The sequence below is a fragment of the Streptomyces sp. NPDC050264 genome (genome assembly GCF_040655895.1).
Classification (GTDB): domain Bacteria; phylum Actinomycetota; class Actinomycetes; order Streptomycetales; family Streptomycetaceae; genus Streptomyces.
Genome location: NZ_JBFAKV010000040.1, coordinates 20,918 through 39,927, shown reverse-complemented (window position 1 = coordinate 39,927; position 19,010 = coordinate 20,918). Strand labels below are relative to the sequence as shown.

Genomic DNA, 19,010 nt, shown 5'->3' with positions numbered 1-19,010 from the left:
TTCGGCTTCGTGCCGAGCCGCTCCGGGCGATCCCGAAACCGGTGTACCGGCGAGGCTGGTCGTCGGCTGCCGGGCCGGCGCGTACTCCCCGCTGCCTTGCTGGACGCCGCCGCCGGTCCGGGCGGGTCCGACGGTGGTGCGCCGGGTGATGCGGCGCAGCCGACGCGCGTCGGCCGGGGCGTCCGTGGCGACGAGGATGGAGCACTGCCATGGCGGTGCCACGATGGCTGCGAGCGATGCACCGACCGAAAGGACGAGCATGACCGCCGTAGACACCGAGGAGCCCGGCGCATCCGCGCAGGACACCTGTCCCGTGCTCGCCGAGGTGTGGCGGGGCGACTTCCTGGAGTCCGTGCATCACGGGGCCGTCGTGGTCCTCGGCGCCGACGGCCACCCCGTCCTGGCAGTGGGCCCCGTCGGCATCCCGATGTACCCGCGCTCGTCCAACAAGCCGCTGCAGAGCGCCGGGATGCTCCGCGCGGGCCTCGACCTCGACGGCGAACTGCTCGCCCTGGCCTGCGCCAGCCACTCGGGCGAGGCCTTCCACCTCGACGGCGTACGGCGCATTCTCGCGGGCGCCGGACTGGCCGAGGACGCCCTGCGGTGCACCCCGGCGCTCCCCATCGGCGCCGTGTCCGGCCCCGCGCACCTGGCCGCCGGGCTCGGCCCGACCCGCATCACCATGAACTGTTCGGGCAAGCACGCCGCCATGCTGGCCACATGCGTCGTCGCCGGCTGGTCCACCGACGACTACCTCGACCCCGGGCACCCCCTCCAGCGCACTCTGCGCGACACCCTGGAGGACCTCGCCGGCGAGAAGTCCACCGCCGTCGGCGTGGACGGCTGCGGCGCCCCCCTGTTCGCGCTCACGCTCACCGGGCTCGCCCGCGCGTTCGCCCGGATCGCGACCGCTCCGGCGGGCAGCCCCGAAGCGCGGGTCGCCGCCGCGATGAACGCTCATCCCGAGTACGTCGGCGGCACCGGCCGCGACGTCACGGACCTCATGCGGTCCCTGCCCGGCGCCGTCGCCAAGGACGGCGCCGAGGGGGTCTACGCCCTGGCCCTGCCCGACGGTTCGGCGGTCGCCCTGAAGATCGCCGACGGCGGTCAGCGGCCCCGGCCCGTCGTGATGGCCGCGGCCCTGCGCCATCTCGGTGTGGACGTGGACGCCGACCCGCGGCTGTCCGCCCTCACCGAGGCGCCGGTCCTCGGGCACGGCGAACCGGTCGGCGCCGTACGGCCGTCGGCGGTGCTCACCGCGAGCACCGGCTGACCTGGGCGGACGCCCGGGAATTCGAGCGGGATCCGGCACTCTCACTCGTTCGGGGATCGTCACGGGAGGGCGCGCAGGGTAGGGCTGTGGCCGGAGCGAGCAACCCAGGGACCGGAGGCGGCGAGCCATGGAACAGACTGCGTTGCGTCCCAAACGGATGCCGGGCGCACCGGTGCACGACCCCGGGAAGCCCGGCCCGATCCCCCGGCCCGCCCGGCGCCCACATGCCGCGCGGCGCCGCGGCAGGCGCCTGGTCGGGCTGTTGTCCGGCCTGTTGTGCGCGCTGGTCCTGGTGCTGGCCGGGGTGGGCCTCGGTACCGTCGGCGCCACGGTCATCGGGATGAGCGAACTGGCCGAGATGCAGCAGAAGGCGGCCGTCGGGGCCCCGCCGAAACCTTCCGCTCCGTCCGTGAAGTCCTCCTCGCCGGCCGGGAGCGCGTCGGCCCTGACCCCGACGCCCCCCGCTGCCCGGGGCAGCCTCGGCGTGGAGGTGGTCGACGCGCCGAAGGGGCCCGGCGCGCTCGTCGTCGCCGTGCACGTTCCCGGGCCCGGTTACTCGGCCGGACTGGTGCGCGGTGACGTCCTGTTGAGCCTCGGCACAGCGGGCATCGGCTCGGCCGGGGACCTCGCGGCCGTCGTCTCGGACGCCCGGCCGGGCCATCAGCTGCCCATGACGGTGCGTCATATGAACGGCGTACGCCAGACGTTGGCGGTCACCCCGGGCGTGGTGACGTGACGCGGCTCAGTCATGGGTAGAGGCGTCAGTCATGGGCAGAGGTGTCAGACCGTGCGGAAGTGCGTCGTCAGTCGCCGCTCGTCGTCCAGTACATGGAAGGCCAGGCCCACCGGCGCCTCCCGGTTCGCGAACTGCTCGCCCTCCCAGGGCATCCGCAACGTCCAGGTCACGCCGGGCCCCACGGTCAGCGGCCGCCCGGCGAACAGGGTCGCGGCCGGGGTGTGCGCATGGCCCGTGATCACCGCGACGATCTCCGGCCGGCGCTCCAACAGCCGTGCCAGTAGGCCCGGTTGGGCCAGCTGGTAGCGGTCGGGCAGGCGGTGGTGCAGGGCCAGGGGCGGATGGTGGAAGGCGATCAGGACGGGCGTCTCGCCGTCGAGCGCGTCGAGCTCCTCCTCGATCCAGGCGTACGTCTCCTCGTCGAGGTTTCCTTCGTCCGCGCCCGGAACACTGGAGTCGCACATGAGCACGAGCGCGTCGCCCACCCGGTGCGCACGGTTGACCGGGCCGTCGCCTCCCGGTTCACGCAGCAGGGCTTTGCGGTACGGGACGCGACTGTCGTGGTTGCCCGGGCAGGGCAGGACGGGGAACGGCGTCACGGGGTCGTGCAGCCCGAGCAGTCCGGCCGCCTCCTCGTACTCCGCCTCGGCGCCGTGGTCCGCGATGTCGCCGGTGACCAGGAGCGCGTCCAGCGGCCCCGGCAGTGCCCGCAGATGGTCCAGCACGCGCCGGGCCCGCTCGGTGGCGCGCGGGGTTCCGTCGAGATGCAGATCGCTGATCTGGGCCAGCACAAGCATGGCGTACGTCCTTCGAAGAGTCGGCCTCGCCTAATGGGGCATGCCGATCTAACCATTAGGATTAATGCGGCAGCAACGCCCTTCCATTAATCGGAGGCTCGGTGCCGCACGCGCGCGTGCCCGCGTTACTGGCTTTGAAGGTGTGAAGCGATGGCCGGGGGCGGACTCGCGCCGTCCCCCGCCTCCGGGCAGGATGCTGCCGGGGACCCGTGTCCCTCTTGTCCCCGCGTTCTCGTTCTCACGTCACGGAGGCCCGGCCATGACGACCGGCACACCCGCGCCCTTCAACGCCGCCGACTACAAGGCCCGTATGGACCGTGCCGCGCAGTCCGCGGCCGACGCCGGGCTCGCGGGGGTGCTCGTCGCGCCGGGACCCGACCTGGTGTGGCTCACCGGGTACCACGTGCCGGCCGACACCGAGCGGCTCACCCTCTTGGTGCTCGCCGCGGACCGGGAGCCGACCCTCGTCGTGCCCGCCCTGGAAGCGCCGGACGCCGCCAAGGCCGCGGGCGCCGGCGCGATGACCCTGCGCGACTGGACCGACGGCAAGGACCCGTACGCGATCGCCGCCCCGCTCCTGGACGGATCGGGCCGGTTCGGCGTCAGCGACAACGCCTGGGCCATGCACCTGCTCGGCCTCCAGCGCACCCTGCCCGACACCTCGTACGTCTCGCTGACCGACGCCCTGCCGATGCTGCGCGGCGTCAAGGACGCCGCCGAACTGGAGCGCCTCGCGGCAGCAGGTGCCGCCGCCGACGCCGCGTACGAGGAGATCAGGAAGGTCCCCTTCGCAGGGCGCAAGGAGATCGACCTCTCCCGTGAACTCGCCGGCCTGCTGGAGCAGTTCGGGCACGAACAGGTCGACTTCACCCTCGTCTGCTCCGGTCCCAACGGCGCCGACCCGCACCACGCACCGGGCGACCGCGTCGTCCAGGACGGCGACATGGTCGTCCTCGACTTCGGCGGCCTCAAGCACGGCTACGGCTCCGACACCTCCCGCACCGTGCACGTCGGCGAACCCACCGACGAGGAGCGGCGCGTCCACGACATCGTGCGCGAGGCGCAGACCGCGGCCTGCGACGCCGTGCGGCCCGGCATCGCCTGCCAGGACGTCGACCGGGTCGCCCGCGAGGTCATCACCGACGCCGGGTACGGCGAGTACTTCATCCACCGCACCGGCCACGGCATCGGCGTCACCACGCACGAACCGCCGTACATGGTCGAGGGCGAGGAGCAGCCCCTCGTCCCCGGCATGTGCTTCTCGGTGGAGCCCGGCATCTACCTGCCCGGCCGCTTCGGCGTCCGCATCGAGGACATCGTCACCGTCACCGAGGACGGCGGCCGGCGCCTCAACTCCACCGCCCGGGACCTGGCGATCGTAGGCTGACCGACGATGCCGCCGACGCCGGAGCAGCCCACCGCGGAGGCGGTGCGCCGCCTTCTGGGGACCCTGCTCCCGGACGGCGGCGGCGCCGAGGTGCGCCCCGTCACCGAGGGCGGCGAGCACTCCACCTGGTGGGTGGGCGCCCGGCACGTGCTGCGGCTCGCCCCCGACAGGCCGGTGTCGCGGCGCCTGCGCCGCGAACTGCGGCTGCGGGACCTCCTGCGCCCCTACGTCACCGTCGCCGTGCCCGCGTCCGTGGCGGCGGGGGAGTGGGCGCCCGGCCTCGCCTACACCCTCGACACCCGGCTGTCCGGCGAGTCCGCGGAGGTCCGCGACGTCACCGCGGCCGGCGAGGAGGACCTCGCGGCGCTGCTCACCGGCCTCCATGCGGTGCCGGCCGCCCGGGCCGTGCCGCTCGGTGTGCCGAAGGTGGCGCCGCGCTCCCTGGAGAACCTGCGGCGGGCGGCCGGTGTCGCGGCCCGCAAGCTCGCCGGGGAGGACGAGTTCGAGGCGGCGCGGCTCGCCCAGCTGACTTCCCATGCCGTCGCCCAGCTCGGCCCGCAGGCGGACGCCGTGCTCGTCCACCACGACCTCAAGGGCGAGCATCTGACCGTGTCGCGGGACGGCCGGGTGCGCGGTGTCCTCGACTGGGCCGACGCCGTGGTCGGCGACCCGGCCGAGGACATCGCGGGGCTCGCCGTCGCGGTGGGCGCGCGGGCGGCGGTGCGCTCCGCGACGCTGGCCGGGTACGGGCCCCGGGTCTGTCTGCGGGGCCTGTGGCTGGCCCGGTGCGGTGCGCTGGTGGGGCTCGCCGACCGGCTCTTCGGGGCCGATACCGACAGCCCCGTGAGCCTGCTGCGGACACAGCTGGAGCGGGCCTGGGAGCCGATCCTGCTGGAACTGGTGTCGGAGGGGTAGGCCCCCGAGCGGGCAGGCCCTTGCCGATACAGGGGGCAGGCCCTCTACGGCCGAGGGCCTGCCGCCGCCTCCCGGCGCCCCGTCAGGGCGCCACCGCGACCACGCACGACTCGGCCGGAACAGTCAACGCGCCGTCGTCCCCGGGCAGTTGGATGGGCTCCCACGCCGCGAGCACCTGCGCCACCGGCCGCCCCAGCGGGATCGACACCGGCCGCCCCGACAGGTTCACCGCCACCCGCAGGTCGCCCCGGCGATACGCGATCCAGCGGGCTTCCTCGTCGTACGCGACCTTGACCGCCGCCAGATCCGGGTCCCGCAGGTCCGTGCGGGCGCGCCGCAGGGCGATCAGGTCGCGGTACCAGGCCAGCACGCGCGCGTGGTGCCCCGCTTCCGGCTCCGACCAGTCGAGGCAGGACCGCTCGCGCGTGGCCGGGTTCTGCGGGTCCGGGATGTCCTTCTCCGCCCAGCCGTGCGCCGCGAACTCCCGGCGCCTGCCGGTGCGTACGGCATCGGCGAGCGCCGGGTCGGTGTGGTCCGTGAAGTACTGCCACGGCGTGCTCGCCGCCCACTCCTCGCCCATGAACAGCATCGGCGTGAACGGGCTCGTCAGGACCAGCGTCGCCGCGCACGCCAGCAGACCCGGCGAGACGGTGGCGGCGAGGCGGTCGCCCTGCGCGCGGTTGCCGACCTGGTCGTGGGTCTGGGTGTAGGCGAGCAGGCGGTGCGCGGGGGTGCGGGCGCGGTCCACGGGGCGGCCGTGGTGGCGGCCGCGGAACGTCGAGTAGGTGCCGTCGTGGAAGAAGCCGCGTGTCAGCGTCTTGGCGACCGCGGCCAGCGGCTCGCGCGCGAAGTCGCCGTAGTAGCCCTGCTGTTCACCGGTCACGGCCGCGTGCACGGCATGGTGGACATCGTCGTTCCACTGCGCGTGCAGCCCGAGACCGCCCTCGGCGCGAGGAGTGATGACGCGCGGGTCCGCCAGATCGGACTCGCCGATCAGGAACAGCGGGCGGCCGAGCCGGTCCGCGAGCTCGTCCACGGCCGCCGACAGCTCCTCCAGGAAGGGCAGGGCGCGCTGGTCGTGCAGCTCGTGGATCGCGTCGAGGCGCAGACCGTCGATGCGGTAGTCGCGCAGCCAGGCCAGCGCGCTGCCGAGAAGGTAGGCGCGGGTCCCGTCCGAGCCGGGCGCGTCGAGGTTCACGGCGCTGCCCCACGGCGTGTGGTGCGTGTCCGTGAAGTACGGCCCGAACGCGGCCAGATAGTTGCCCGCCGGGCCCAGATGGTTGTGCACGACGTCGAGGACGACGCCGAGACCGAGCTCGTGCGCCGCGTCGACAAAGCGCTTCAGCGCCTCGGGGCCGCCGTACGGCTCGTGCACGGCCCACAGGCTGACCCCGTCGTACCCCCAGCCGTGCCGGCCGGGTACGGGACACAGCGGCATCAGCTCGACGTGCGTGACACCGAGTTCGGCCAGATGGCCGAGTCGCGCCGCGGCCGCGTCCAGCGTGCCCTCCTTCGTGTACGTGCCCACGTGCAGCTCGTACAGGACCGCTCCGGTCAGATCACGGCCCGGCCAGTCGCCGCGCCACGCGTACCGGTCGTGGTCGACGACCGCGCTGAGGCCGTCGGGGCCGTCGGGCTGGCGGCGCGAGCGCGGGTCGGGCAGCACAGGGCCGTCGTCCAGGGCGAACCCGTACCGCGCCCCGTCCTGGGCGTCGGCCCGCCCCGCCCACCAGCCCGCACGGTCCGGATCGCGCTCCAACGCGCGCGTGGCGCCGTCGCAGTGGAGCGTGACCCGCTCGGCCTGTGGTGCCCACACCTCGAACTGCACGGTCGGTTCCCCCTCGTAGCCGGATGTCTGCCGACAGTGACGACGCGTCCATGGTGCGTCAGGCGTGATCGTCTCGCCGGGAATTCACCACTACTGGGTCCGCACTTTTTTTGTGAGGCCCGCTATCGGTGCGGCCAGTTTCTTGCGGGGCCGGTCCGGTCACATCCAGCGGTCACGCTTCTGTGTCACCGGGTACCGGCCTTCGTACAGGTCGGGAACTCTCCTTCTGAGGCGGCCTGTTCGCGGCCGCGGCCGGGCGAACGTAGCAGCGGGCACGCGCGTGATGCCCCTCGTTTTCTGGACACTCCGGCCGCGCTGACCGACAATCACACGCGTGACGTCCTCTTTTGAACACCACACCTACCCGGCGCGGCTGACCGACGCCGAGCGGGATCGTGCGCTGAAGGTGCTCAGGGACGGCGCCGCGCTGGGGCGGCTGTCGCACGACACGTTCGTGCGCCGCATGGAGCTGGCGTTCGCCGCCCGCAGGTCCGACGAACTCGACGCGCTCACCGCCGATCTGCGCCATGAGAACCGCTGGTCGAGGGCGGTCCTCGGCGCCGTGGGCGCGGTCTCCGGATTCACCGTGCGGCTGCGCAGGGCCTGGACCGTCGAGCGGCTGCCCAAGCTGCTGCTCCCCCCGCAGAGCAACCCCTACCCGCTGCGCATCGGCCGCGACCCGGCCAACGGGCTGCGACTCAGCCACGACACGGTCTCCCGGGTGCACGCCGAGCTGACCCACCAGGGCGGCACGTGGGTGCTGCGCGACCTCGGCTCCACCAATGGGACGTCCGTGAACGGGCGCAGGGTGACCGGCGCCGCCGTCGTCCAGGACGGCGACCAGGTCGGCTTCGGCCACATGTCGTTCAGGCTGTCCACGAGCTGAGCCCGTCCGCCGGCCGACCGTTGCCGGCGCCCCGTTCGGGTGGACGACGCCTCACCGCCCGCGACCTTGCCGGCGCGTGCGTGATGAACGCCTCCACGTGATCCCTGTTCACGATCGGCCGAGCCGCGAGGTCACCCCTGGGCGTGGCGGACCGCCGCGATCGTCGTCCGCGCCTGGTGCTCGATCTGGTGGGCCACCGGCACCCAGCGCGCCCCGAACCGGTCCGCGTACACCTCGCACCACCGGGTGACGAGGGCGTCGAGTCGGGGTGTGGCCGGGTCCCCGGCCTCCTCCAGGACCCGCAGCAGCATCGCCGCGGCCCGCAACGGCAGGCGCCGGGCGAACGCGTCGATACTGCCGATGTACGCCATCGTCGCGTCCGGCGGCGGCGGCCGCAGCCAGTCGTCCGCCAGGCCCGGCACCAGGCTCAGGGCCCAGCGGGCCGCCCGCAGCAGCGGCCCCGTGGTGTCGGGCAGGCGGGGCAGGGACTCCGCGAGGATCTCCTCCACGAGCCGTGTGTCCCGGCTCAGCCGCGCCGAGATGCGCCGCATCGCCCGCTCCGGCGCCGGGTGCGGCGCCGGGTCGTCCACCAGGTCGCTGGCCCACATCGGCACCTCGACGATCGCCGTGGAGCCGCCGTAGCGGTGGGCGTGGTGCCAGGTGGAGTGCCGGGCGTCGTCGGGCAGACTCGGGAACGCGGCCTGTACGTCGGGGTCGGGCATCACATGGACCCCCGGCCCGGACGTCGGCCAGCCCGCCGCGTCCGACGCCCCGGTCTCCACCGGTATGTGCAGCTCGGCCGCCGACTTCGCGAACGCCTCCGCCAGCCCCGGAATGTCCCGGGTCAACTGCACCCAGCTGCCGCCGAGTTCGGTGCCGTGCAGCGACACCTGGAGGTAGGGCCGCAGCTCGTCGATGACGCCGGTGAGCGTCGTCGTCTCGGGCGGGAGGCGGTCCGGGGGAAGCACCGACGGCGACCACTCCGGCTGCTCGGGGCCCGCCGGGCGGAAGAAGTGCCGGTGGTAGTCGAGCAGGGTGCGCGGGGCGGGCGTGCGGTGCAGGGAGGCACCGTCCGGGTCGGCGCACAGCAAGAAGTGCCACGATCGGTCGAATCTCAACGACGGCTCGTGCAAAGCCTGTTCGGCGAGGTGAAGCGCAGTGAGACCGCCCGTCGGCTCGTTGGCGTGCGCGCCCGCGACGACGAGGACGGTGCGCGGGTCGTGTCCGACGGACAGCAGGTGCAGAGGACGGCCGGCACGCGATGTGCCGACCTGGCGTATCCGGCACAAGTCGGGTCGGTGGGTCGCCAGCTCCCGCGCTGACTGGGCCAGTTCGCCCGAGGTGGGATACCGCTGCTCCGTCAGATGACTCACCCCCGTCGGTGCTCTCGGCGTCAGCACCCGCAGTACCCCACGCCCGACCGCACCTGTCAAGAAGGCCTGTGTTGTGGCTCGTTGCTGGTGCAGGCTACGCCACGCGGGGACGCGGCACGTCCCGCTGACGCTTTCGGACAGTATGGGGCGTGCACGGAGGTGCCGCGCCGTGTCCTGTCGGGAGTCTCCGGACGGTCCCGGGGCCAGGGTGGGCCCCGGACCTCCGCTCGCCCGTCGGCAGGCCCGCGGGGAGGGGCTCCGAGCCCGTCGTGACCCGCGCGCGACGCGGCCTCGTCACCCGTACGGCCGTACGAGGACTGCGCGCCGCGGCCCCCGGTGGTGCCCTGGGAACAGCCGCGCGCAGCGATCGGTGCGCGCACCGGCCCAGACGGGAGCCCCGCGGTGCTGTGCCCTTCCGGACCGGCCTCACGCCCCAGCGCTCCGGGCCCGCACGCGCGCCGCGCCCCGGCGTCGCCGCCGAGCCTCGCGGACCCGGCCGTCGCCCGCGACCCGTACCCGCTGTACCGCACCCTGCGCGACACCCACCCGCTCCTTGAGGACAAGCCCTTCGGCGCGTGGCTGCTGAGCCGCTACGTGGACGTGCGCGCGGCGCTGACCGACCCCCGCCTGGTCGCCGCGCCGCCCGGCCGCGGTTCCGCCCGCCTGGAAGAGGCCACGCGCACGGCGTACCGCGCCCTCGCCTCCCCGGCCGTACAAGGGCACGTATTGGCCGCATTGAAGGCCGGCGCGGAACGTACGGCCCACGTACTCGCCCGCCGCCTCCACCGGCGGCACGAGGCCGACCTCGTCGAGGAGTTCTGCCACTGGCTGCCCGTCGCCGCGGTGGTGGCGGCGCTCGGCCTGCCCCACGAGGACACCGCCCGCGTCACCGACTGGTGCCGCACCTCCCCGACCCACCCCGGCGCCGTCCCCGACGGCCTGGCGGCCCTTCTGCGGCCCCATCTCGTACGCCGCCGCGCGCACCCGCGGAACGACCTCCTCTCCGTGCTGTGCGCCGCGCGGGCCGACGGGCGGCGGCTCGGCGACGACGCGGTCACCGGGCTCGTGGCGCAGCTGCTCGGCGCGGGCGGCGAGGCCACCGACCGGGCGCTGGCCTCCCTCCTCGCCAACCTCCTGGACCACCCGGCGCAGCTCGCCCTGCTGCGGGCCGGGCCCGCCCTGGCCGGGGCCGCCTGGGCCGAGTCGCTGCGCCACGACCCGGCCGTGCACATCGTGCTGCGCCACGCTCTCGCGCCGGTCGCGGTGAGCGGCGGCACGATCCCGGCGGGTGCCACCGTGGCGTGCCTGGTCGGCTCGGCGGGCCGGGACGCCGACCGGTTCGCCGACCCCGACCGTTACGACCTGTTCCGCGCGGTACCCGGGCGGCACGCGTCCGGGGCGGGCTCCGGCGAGGGCCTGGGCGCCCGACTCGCCCGCCTCACCGCCGAGTCCGGGCTGCGCGCCCTGCTCGACGCCCTGCCCGGGGTGGCGTGGGCGCCGGGATTCCGGCCCGTCCCCGAAGGGCTGCTCACCCGGTCTCCCGCCGCCCTTCACGTACGTCTGCGCTGACGTCGGCCAGGCCTACGGCGTCGACTTCTGCGCTGACTCAGGGCCGGACAAGCAGCGCCACCGGCAGGTGTCGGAAAAGGTCGGCCACGCGCGCGTGGCCGCTGAACTGCCGCTCGGAGTCGAGCAGTTCGGTCCACTCGCCTTCAGGGAGCGCGAGTTCCGTCTCCCGCCACCCGCCCGCCTCGGCCAGCCGCAGGGACAGCCGGGTCACCGCCACGACCACACGGTCCGAGCGCACATAGGCCACGCAGTGCCCCTCGGCCGCACCCTCCGCGGACAACGGCTCATAGGTCGCCGCGCCACCGAACCAGTCCGGGTGCTCCCTGCGAAGGCGCAGGGCCGCCCTCGTGAGCGCCGCCTTCTCCTCGGAGAGCGCGCTCCGCTCCTGCGCGTCGAAGCGCGCGGGCGCCCGGTTGTCCGGGTCCACCAGAGCGCGGTACTCGTGCTCGGTGCCCTGGTAGACGTCCGGTACGCCCGGCATCGTGAGGTGCACCAGGGCCGCGCCCAGGATGTTCGCCCGCACGTGGGGCGCCAGCTCCGCCATGAAGCCCAGCACCTCCTCTCCGGGCGGGCCGCACGGGCCGGACGCCACGAAGTCCCGCAGCGCGCTCTCATAAGCGGCGTTCTGCTCCGTCCACGTCGTGAACAGGCCCGCCTCGCGCGCGTGCTTGAGCAGCGCCTCCTGAAGCCGCTCCGGGTCCGCGGGGCCGAGCCCGGCCACCGTCTGCCAGGCGGCCCACGCCAGTTGCGGGTCAGGGGAGCTCGTGCCGCCGCCGTGCGCGGTCCGCTCCGTCACCCGGGCCAGCACCGTCTCCCACCCGTCGCGGCACTGGGTGAGCACCGCGACGCCCGCCCGGACGTCCGCGCTGCGCTTCGTGTCGTGGGTGGACAGCGCCGTCGATGTGTACGGCCAGTCCCGCTGTACGCGCGCGCAGTACGCGTGGAACGCCCCGGCCGGGACCGCCGGGCTCTGGGGGCGGCCGCCCACCTCCAGGGCCGACAGGAGCGGCGTGTACCGGTAGAACGCCTTGTCCTCGACCGACTTGGCGCGCAGCGCCGACGAGGTCTGCGCGAACCGCGCCCGGAACGCCGTGTGCCGGGGGCCGTCGCCGTGCCGGCCGAGCGCGAGGTCCCGTACGGCGTCGACCGCACGCGCCTCCTCGGGGACCGTGAACGCGGCTTTCGCGTCGGCCGCGTCGGAGGCCGTCAGGACCGTCTCCGGATCGGCGCCCCCCGTCACGTACGGCCGGTACACCGGGACGCGCACCAGCAGCTCGCACAGGGCCGTGCGCAGCGCCCAGGGAGCGTGGTCGCGCAGTCCCGGCGTCAGGGCACACAGCTCGGCCGCCTCGCGGGTCAGCCGCTCGACCTCGGTGGCCAGCTCGTGCGTGACGACCCGGTGGGCGGCGCGGCGCACGGTGGCCGCCCACCGGCCGCCCCGGTCGGCCGCGACGCCCGTGAAGCGGCGGAACAGTCCGGTGAGCTGATCCGCCCCCGCCGGGTCGGTGAACAGGCCGTCGATGTGCCGCAGCGCGTCATAGCCGGTGGTGCCGGCCACCGGCCAGGCGGCGGGCAGCTGTTCGTCGTCCTCCAGGATCTTCTCGACGACGGTCCACCGTCCGCCGGTCGCGTCGCTCAGCCGCTGCAAGTAGGCACCCGGATCGGCGAGCCCGTCGGGGTGGTCGACGCGCAGACCGTCGACGACACCTTCACGCAGGAGACGCAGGACGGTCGCGTGGGTGGCGTCGAAGACGTCGGGGTCCTCCACGCGCACGGCGATCAGGTCGGAGATCGTGAAGAAGCGCCGGTAGTTCAGCTCCGTGCGCGCGAGGCGCCACCAGGCCGGGCGGTACCACTGGGCGTCCACGAGCTCCGGGAGCGGCAGCGTGCGGGTGCCCTCGCGCAGGGGGAACTCGTGCTCGTAGTAGCGCAGTACGTCGCCGTCCACCTTGAAGTGGGGCAGTTCCTCCCCGATGTGATGGGCCAGGACGGGCATCAGGACCCGGCCGTTCTGCGCCTGCCAGTCGATGTCGAACCAGCGCGCATACGGAGACGACGGTCCGTCGCGCAGCACTTCGTACAGCTGTCGGTTGTGGCGCACGGAGGCGGCCATGTGGTTGGGCACGATGTCCACGACGAGGCCGAGGCCGTGCTCGTGGGCCGTCCGGGCGAGCGCTCGCAGGCCGTCCTCGCCGCCCAGTTCGCCGCGTACGCGCGCGCTGTCCACCACGTCGTAGCCATGGGTCGACCCGGGCACGGCCTCCAGGACCGGCGACAGGTGCAGATGGGAGATCCCCAGAGAGGCCAGGTACGGGACCGCGGCCGCGGCCGCGGCGAAGCCGAGATCCGGTTGCAGCTGGAGCCGGTAGGTGGCCGTCGGGTGCTGAGGCGTCATGCGAATCTACTTACCCCCACCGCAGCCTTTCGTGCGTTCACCGCATGCGGGCGGCGCGCCGCGTGTCGTTAGCGTCGTCCGATGACAAGCAGGACAAGCAGGCCAAGCACGCCCCGCACACCCAGCACGCCGACCACGGCCGTGAAAGCGACCGGCACGCTCGACACGTACCGCCAGGTGATCGCGGTGACCGGCGCGCTCCTCCCGGTCGTCTCGTTCCTCGGGCGGCTGCCCGTCGCGGTGATCCAGTTCGGCAGCGTGCTGCTGGTGACCCGCACCAGCGGGTCGCTCGCCACCGGCGGCACCGTCGCCTGCGCCCTCGCGCTCGGCCAGGTCGCCATGGGGCCGTTCGTGGGGCGGCTTGCCGACCGGCGCGGCCAGCGCCCGGTCGTGCTCGCCTTCGCGCTGCTCAACTCCGCCGCCATAGCCGCCTACACGCTCGGCGCGCTGTACGGCCTGCCCACGCTCCTCCTGGTCGTGCTCGGCGTCCTGGCGGGCGCCACCGTGCCCGGTGTCGGGCCGCTCGCGCGCGCCCGCGGGGTCGCCCTCGTGCGCCGCGAGGGGGTGGACGAGCGGGTCGTGAACGCCGTCCTGTCGCTGGAGTCGACCATGGACGAGCTCTCCTTCGTCCTCGGCCCCGCCTTCATCGGCGTCGCCTCCGTGGTGGCGCACCCCGCCTACGCGTTCGGGGCCGCGGCCCTCCTGGTCGCCGTCTGCGGCGCCGGGTTCGCGCTGCACCCCACGGCCGCCGCCGTCCCCCGTACCGCGGCGGACGCGCGGCCACGCGCGGGGGTCGAGCGGGCCCGGATGCCGCGCCAGGTGCACGTCGTGCGCGTCGGGCTCGTCCTGCTGGGCGTCCTCCTGGGCGGCTGCGGCGCCGGAATCACCGCGCTGACCCAGGAACTGGGCCACGAGGACCAGGCGGGCCTCGTCTACGCCGCGATGGGCGTCATGAGTGCCGTGGTCGGCCTGTCGATGGCCGCGGTGCCCGAGCGGTTCGCGCTGCCCACCCGCTGGCGCCTCGCCACCGGGGCCGCCGCCCTCCTGTCGCTGCCGCTGATCGTCACCCACACGATGTGGCTCCTGTACGTCGCCGTGACCGTCTTCGGCGCCCTGTTCGCCCCGAACCTGATCACCGGGTTCGGGCTCACCGAGCGGGCCGTGCCGCGCGAACGGCTCGCCGAGGGCATGACGGTCGCCGCGAGCGCCTTCGTCGGCGGGCAGGCCGTCACGCTCGCCGTGGCGGGCCGGCTCGCGCAGGCCCACGGGCCCGCCGTGGCGTTCGCGATGGGCAGCGCGGCCGCCGCCCTCGCTTTCCTCGTCGCGCTGCGCGTACGGCCCCTCCAGGCCGCTACGCGGGCCGTCGCAGCACCGTGAGGCTCCGGCCGGGCAGCGCCAGCCGGTCGCCCGCCTGCACCTTCTGGCCGTCGGCGGCGGGCAGGCCGGTCGGCAGCGCCGTGTCGACGACCGCCTGCCACTGCCGGCCGTGGTCCACCGGCACCACGAACTCCAGCTGCTCCGGGGAGGCGTTGAACAGCAGCAGGAACGAGTCGTCCATGATGCGCTCACCGCGCGGGCCCGGCTCCGAGATCGCGTTGCCGTTCAGGAACACCGACAGGGCGCTGGCCTGCACCGCACCCCAGTCCTGCTGTGTCATCTCCTCGCCTTCCGGGGTGAACCAGGCGATGTCCGACAACTCGTCGTGCGTGCCCTCCACCGGGCGGCCGTGGAAGAAGCGGCGCCTGCGGAACACCGGGTGCTCGCGGCGCAGCCGCACCATCGCGCGCGTGAACTCCAGGAAGGGCTCGGGCGGTGCGTCCGAGTCCGCCCAGCGCACCCACGCCACCTCGTTGTCCTGGCAGTACGCGTTGTTGTTGCCGCCCTGGGTGCGCCCGAACTCGTCGCCGTGGCTGAGCATCGGCACGCCCTGCGACAGCATCAACGTAGCGACGAAGTTACGCATCTGGCGGGCCCGGAGGTCGAGCACCTCAGCGTCGTCGGTCGCGCCCTCGGCGCCGCAGTTCCACGACCGGTTGTGGCTCTCGCCGTCCCGGTTGTCCTCCCCGTTGGCGTCGTTGCGCTTGTCGTTGTACGACACCAGGTCGTGCAGGGTGAAACCGTCGTGGCAGGTCACGAAGTTTATGGACGCCAGAGGGCGGCGGCCGTCGTCCTGGTAGAGGTCGGACGAGCCGGTGAGCCGGCCTGCGAACTCGGCGAGCGTGCGCGGTTCACCCCGCCACAAGTCCCGTACGGTGTCACGGTACTTGCCGTTCCACTCGGTCCACAGGGGCGGGAAGTTGCCCACCTGGTAGCCGCCCTCGCCGACGTCCCAGGGCTCCGCGATCAGTTTCACGCGGGAGACCACCGGGTCCTGCTGCACCAGGTCGAAGAACGACGACAGCCGGTCCACTTCGTGGAACTGTCGCGCCAGGGTGGCGGCCAGGTCGAAGCGGAACCCGTCGACGTGCATCTCCTCCACCCAGTAGCGCAGCGAATCCATGATCATCTGGAGCACGTGCGGGGACCGCATCAGGAGCGAGTTGCCCGTCCCTGTGGTGTCCTCGTAGTAACGCGCGTCGTCGGCCAGCCTGTAGTACGAGGGGTTGTCGAGGCCCTTGTAGGACAGCGTCGGACCCAGGTCGTTGCCCTCCGCCGTGTGGTTGTAGACGACATCGAGGATGACCTCGATGCCCGCCTGGTGCAGCGCCCGTACCGCCGACTTGAACTCCAGGACCTGCTCGCCCCGGTCGCCCCACGACGCATACGTGTTGTGCGGGGCGAAGAAGCCGATCGTGTTGTAGCCCCAGTAGTTGTTCAGGCCCATGTCGACCAGCCGGTGATCGTTGACGAACTGGTGCACCGGCATCAACTCCAGTGCCGTGACGCCCAGTTCGGTGAGGTGCTCGATGATCGCCGGATGCGCGAGCGCCGCGTACGTGCCGCGCAGCTCCTCCGGCAGTGCCGGGTGCTGCATCGTCAGGCCCTTGACGTGGGCCTCATAGAGGACGGTCTCGTGGTAGTCGATGCGCGGCGGACGGTCGTCGCCCCAGTCGAAGTACGGGTTCACCACGACCGACGCCATCATGTGCGGTGCGGAGTCGAGGTCGTTGCGCTTGTCCGGCTCGCCGAACGGATATCCGTACACGGCCTCCGTCCAGTCGATGCGCCCGCTGATGGCGCGGGCGTACGGATCGAGGAGCAGCTTCGCCGAGTTGGTGCGCAGCCCGCGTGCGGGCTCGTAGGGGCCGTGCGCACGGTAGCCGTACCGCTGCCCGGGCATGATCCCGGGGAGGTAGGCGTGCCGGACGAACGCGTCGGACTCCCTCAATTCCACGGCGGTCTCCGAGCCGTCGTCGTGCAGCAGGCACAACTCGATTCGGTCCGCGGCCTCCGAGAAGACCGCGAAGTTCGTACCGGCGCCGTCGTACGTGGCACCGAGCGGATACGCCTGTCCAGGCCAGACCTGCATGGTGTCGACTCTTCCAATTCCGGCCCGGCGGTCCGGGCGACATCAGTCAGTCTCTCCCCCGAAAGTGGCGGAACCACCTACGAGTTGGGTCCCTCTTACATGAAGACCACGTAATACCGGTATGCCCGCGCGTGGGTCTGCCGGGGAACCAGGGGGGAAGACGTGCGCGAGCCGGCAAGAAGACATCTCGGGAAACTTGTGGCGACAGTGGCCCTCGCGGCCACCGGGGCCGCTGTGGCCGTCGCCGTGGCGCTGCCGGACGGCGAAGGGGGCTCCGGGGGCGCGGCCAGGGCGGGGGCGGCCCAGCAGGACGCGGTGGCCCCGGCGGGCAAGGTCGAGGCGGCCCCGGCCGAGGGTGACAAGGGGGTCGGCAGGGACCCGCTCACCGACGCCGAGATGGACCGCGCCGAGAAACTGGCGGAGCAGAACAACGGCCTGCGGATGAAGGCCCGGGACGTGGAGGGCGACCGAGGTCCGCAGCACCTGTCGACGAACCTGACGGAGATCGACCCGGGCCTGACCGGCGCGGCCGCCGGACAGCGCCGCGCGGACGTCGTCTCCTACGACTACAAGAGTGACTCCGTCATCACCAAGACCGTGAACCTGGACACCGGCAAGGTGGAGGACACGCAGAGCGACCAGGGCGTGCAGCCGCCGCCCAGTCGGGCCGAACTGGCCGAGGCCACAGGGCTGTTGATAGCCGACAGGCTCGGTGCCGACCTGAAGAGCGACTACAAGGACGCCACCGGAAAGCGGCTCACGAACGCCGCGCAGCTGCAGCTCAGCGGCATGGTGTTCCGCAAGGCGACCGTCGCGGACGTCCCCTCCGACCTCACCGCCTGCGGCGAGCACCGCTGCCTGCGCGTCGTGGTCAAGGTCGAGAACGGGCCGTGGATCGACACCCGCGCCCTCGTCGTCGACCTGAGCGCCCGCACGGTCGGCCGCCTCGCCTGAGAGCCGTTCCGGTACCGAACCCTCCACATACTCCTCCTGCACAAGGGAGCCCTTCCGTATGCACGTCAACAGAGTTCAGCGCGCCCGCAGACGGCCCGCTGCCGTCCTCTCCGGCCTCGCGGTCACCGCGCTGCTGGGCACCGCTCTCGCCACCGCTCCGGCCGCCACGGCGGCGCCCGCGGCCGCCGCGCCCGCCTGCTCGGCCGCGTACAAGATCGAGCAGACCCTCGACGGCGGTACCACCTGGCGCATGTGCTGGCACTACAACACCCTCTCAGGCCTGGTCCTCGACGACGTGAGCTACCAGCCCAAGAGCGAGCCGAAGCCGATCCGTGTCCTCACCAGTGCCCGCCTCGCGCAGGTCCATGTCCCGTACGACGACGGTGAGGCCGAGTACGACGACGTCACCGGCACCGATTTCGGCCAGGCCCTGCAGAACCTCCGGCCGGCCGAGTGCCCGGGCGGCACCATCAAGACGGTCAAGGTTCCCGACCGGGGGAACGTGACGGGGCTGTGCACGACCACGCGTGCGCGCGGACACGCGTACCGGCTCAACGACGACGAGTCGACCGGCGGCAGCGGCAAGCTTTACAGCGCCCAGGGCAAGGACCTGCTCGTCTACACCGTCAACAAGGCGTCCTGGTACGAGTACATCACCGAGTGGCGTTTCTCCTCCGACGGCACCATCACCTCGAACGTCGGCGCCACCGGCAGCCTCTCCCCGTACGACTACACGGGCACCGACGGCAAGGGCTGGCCCATCGGCAAGGGGGCGAGCGCCTACGCCGAGAGCCACAGCCACAACGTCTTCTGGCGGCTCAACTTCGGCCTGGACGGCTCCAACAAGAGCAAGGTCGAGCAGTACGACTCCAAGGTGACCCCGCCGAGCGGCAGCGGCTCGCCGACCACGAAGACCACCAGGACCCCCGTCACCAAGGAACTCTCCGGTGACGTGAAGGACATGCGCTGGTGGCGGGTGGTCTCCACGGCCGGCAAGAACAAGGACGGGCACCCCAGGTCCTACGAGTTCGTGCCCGGCCGCTCCAGCAAGTTCCCCGGGCGCTCGTTCACCAAGCACGACGTGTACTTCACCGAGTACAAGAAGTGCGAGCAGTACGCGAGCGACAACCCCTCGGCCCGCTGCGGCGGCACAAGTGTGGACAAGTGGGTCACCGGGCAGACGCTGAACCACCCGATCACCTGGGTCAACGTCGGGTTCCACCACATCGCCCGGGACGAGGACCAGCAGCCCATGCCGGTCCACTGGCAGGGCTTCTCGCTGGCTCCCAGGGACGTCACCGCTATGAGCCCGCTCACTCCCGCCGACCTGGCGGACCAGAACGGCGTGCCCAGAAACGGTAGTTGAGAAACTCGCATCTCCATCGGGCTGCACCGCCCGCCGCTCCCGGAGTACCCTTCCTTGATCGT

15 protein-coding genes are annotated in these 19,010 nt (G+C 73.0%); 9 read left to right on the top strand and 6 right to left on the bottom strand.

Annotated elements, in window-relative coordinates; all coding sequences use genetic code 11:
- Positions 1-261, bottom strand: a 261-nt coding sequence (locus tag AB0J02_RS40785) for a P1 family peptidase (RefSeq protein ID WP_363198980.1), incomplete at its 3' end; no start/stop codon positions are given.
- Here AB0J02_RS40785 and AB0J02_RS40780 point away from each other — a divergent pair.
- The gene (locus AB0J02_RS40780) at positions 260-1,273 is read left to right on the top strand and encodes an asparaginase (protein WP_363198979.1); all 1,014 of its coding nucleotides are present in this window, start codon (positions 260-262) and stop codon (positions 1,271-1,273) included. The genes AB0J02_RS40785 and AB0J02_RS40780 overlap by 2 nt on opposite strands.
- A gap of 127 nt (positions 1,274-1,400) precedes the next feature.
- Positions 1,401-2,009, top strand: a complete 609-nt coding sequence (locus tag AB0J02_RS40775; protein WP_363198978.1) for a PDZ domain-containing protein — start codon at positions 1,401-1,403, stop codon at positions 2,007-2,009.
- A gap of 44 nt (positions 2,010-2,053) precedes the next feature.
- On the opposite strand, the gene AB0J02_RS40770 is transcribed toward AB0J02_RS40775, so the two are convergent.
- Positions 2,054-2,806, bottom strand: a complete 753-nt coding sequence (locus tag AB0J02_RS40770) for a metallophosphoesterase (protein ID WP_363198977.1) — start codon at positions 2,804-2,806, stop codon at positions 2,054-2,056.
- 259 nt (positions 2,807-3,065) lie between these two features.
- Here AB0J02_RS40770 and AB0J02_RS40765 point away from each other — a divergent pair, with 259 nt between their 5' ends.
- Both AB0J02_RS40765 and AB0J02_RS40760 read left to right on the top strand, forming a co-directional pair.
- Complete coding sequence (locus tag AB0J02_RS40765) at positions 3,066-4,193, top strand: aminopeptidase P family protein (protein ID WP_363198976.1); 1,128 nt, start codon at positions 3,066-3,068, stop codon at positions 4,191-4,193.
- Between the two features lie 6 nt (positions 4,194-4,199).
- A complete protein-coding gene (locus tag AB0J02_RS40760; RefSeq protein ID WP_363198975.1) occupies positions 4,200-5,108 on the top strand; it encodes an aminoglycoside phosphotransferase family protein in 909 nt (302 codons plus the stop codon).
- An 82-nt stretch (positions 5,109-5,190) separates the two neighbouring features.
- On the opposite strand, the gene treZ is transcribed toward AB0J02_RS40760, so the two are convergent.
- A complete protein-coding gene (gene treZ, locus AB0J02_RS40755) occupies positions 5,191-6,936 on the bottom strand; it encodes a malto-oligosyltrehalose trehalohydrolase (protein WP_363198974.1) in 1,746 nt (581 codons plus the stop codon).
- Between the two features lie 334 nt (positions 6,937-7,270).
- Between treZ and AB0J02_RS40750 the strand changes: the two genes are divergently transcribed.
- A complete protein-coding gene (locus tag AB0J02_RS40750; protein ID WP_363198973.1) occupies positions 7,271-7,822 on the top strand; it encodes a DUF1707 and FHA domain-containing protein in 552 nt (183 codons plus the stop codon).
- 131 nt (positions 7,823-7,953) lie between these two features.
- Here AB0J02_RS40750 and AB0J02_RS40745 read toward each other — a convergent pair whose 3' ends face one another.
- On the bottom strand, positions 7,954-9,195 hold the full coding sequence (locus AB0J02_RS40745; protein ID WP_363198972.1) for a M14 family zinc carboxypeptidase: 1,242 nt from the start codon (positions 9,193-9,195) through the stop codon (positions 7,954-7,956).
- Between the two features lie 402 nt (positions 9,196-9,597).
- On the opposite strand from AB0J02_RS40745, the gene AB0J02_RS40740 reads away from it, so the two are divergent.
- Positions 9,598-10,764, top strand: a complete 1,167-nt coding sequence (locus AB0J02_RS40740; protein ID WP_363198971.1) for a cytochrome P450 — start codon at positions 9,598-9,600, stop codon at positions 10,762-10,764.
- 37 nt (positions 10,765-10,801) lie between these two features.
- On the opposite strand, the gene treY is transcribed toward AB0J02_RS40740, so the two are convergent.
- Complete coding sequence (treY, locus tag AB0J02_RS40735; RefSeq protein ID WP_363198970.1) at positions 10,802-13,159, bottom strand: malto-oligosyltrehalose synthase; 2,358 nt, start codon at positions 13,157-13,159, stop codon at positions 10,802-10,804.
- A gap of 81 nt (positions 13,160-13,240) precedes the next feature.
- Here treY and AB0J02_RS40730 point away from each other — a divergent pair, with 81 nt between their 5' ends.
- Entirely contained in the window at positions 13,241-14,536 is a 1,296-nt protein-coding gene (locus AB0J02_RS40730; RefSeq protein ID WP_363198969.1) for an MFS transporter, read from the top strand.
- Here the strand turns inward: AB0J02_RS40730 and glgX are convergent.
- Positions 14,511-16,628: a glycogen debranching protein GlgX gene (glgX, locus tag AB0J02_RS40725; protein WP_363198968.1), complete on the bottom strand. Its 2,118-nt coding sequence runs from the start codon at positions 16,626-16,628 to the stop codon at positions 14,511-14,513. The two genes, AB0J02_RS40730 and glgX, sit on opposite strands and share 26 nt — an antisense overlap.
- A 198-nt stretch (positions 16,629-16,826) precedes the next feature.
- On the opposite strand from glgX, the gene AB0J02_RS40720 reads away from it, so the two are divergent.
- Positions 16,827-17,582 carry a Tat pathway signal sequence domain protein gene (locus tag AB0J02_RS40720; protein WP_363198967.1) on the top strand — a complete coding sequence of 252 codons (756 nt, stop codon included), beginning with the start codon at positions 16,827-16,829 and terminating at the stop codon, positions 17,580-17,582.
- Positions 17,583-17,640: 58 nt separating this feature from the next.
- The gene (locus AB0J02_RS40715; RefSeq protein ID WP_363198966.1) at positions 17,641-18,948 is read left to right on the top strand and encodes a copper amine oxidase; all 1,308 of its coding nucleotides are present in this window, start codon (positions 17,641-17,643) and stop codon (positions 18,946-18,948) included.
- Positions 18,949-19,010 lie beyond the last annotated feature (62 nt).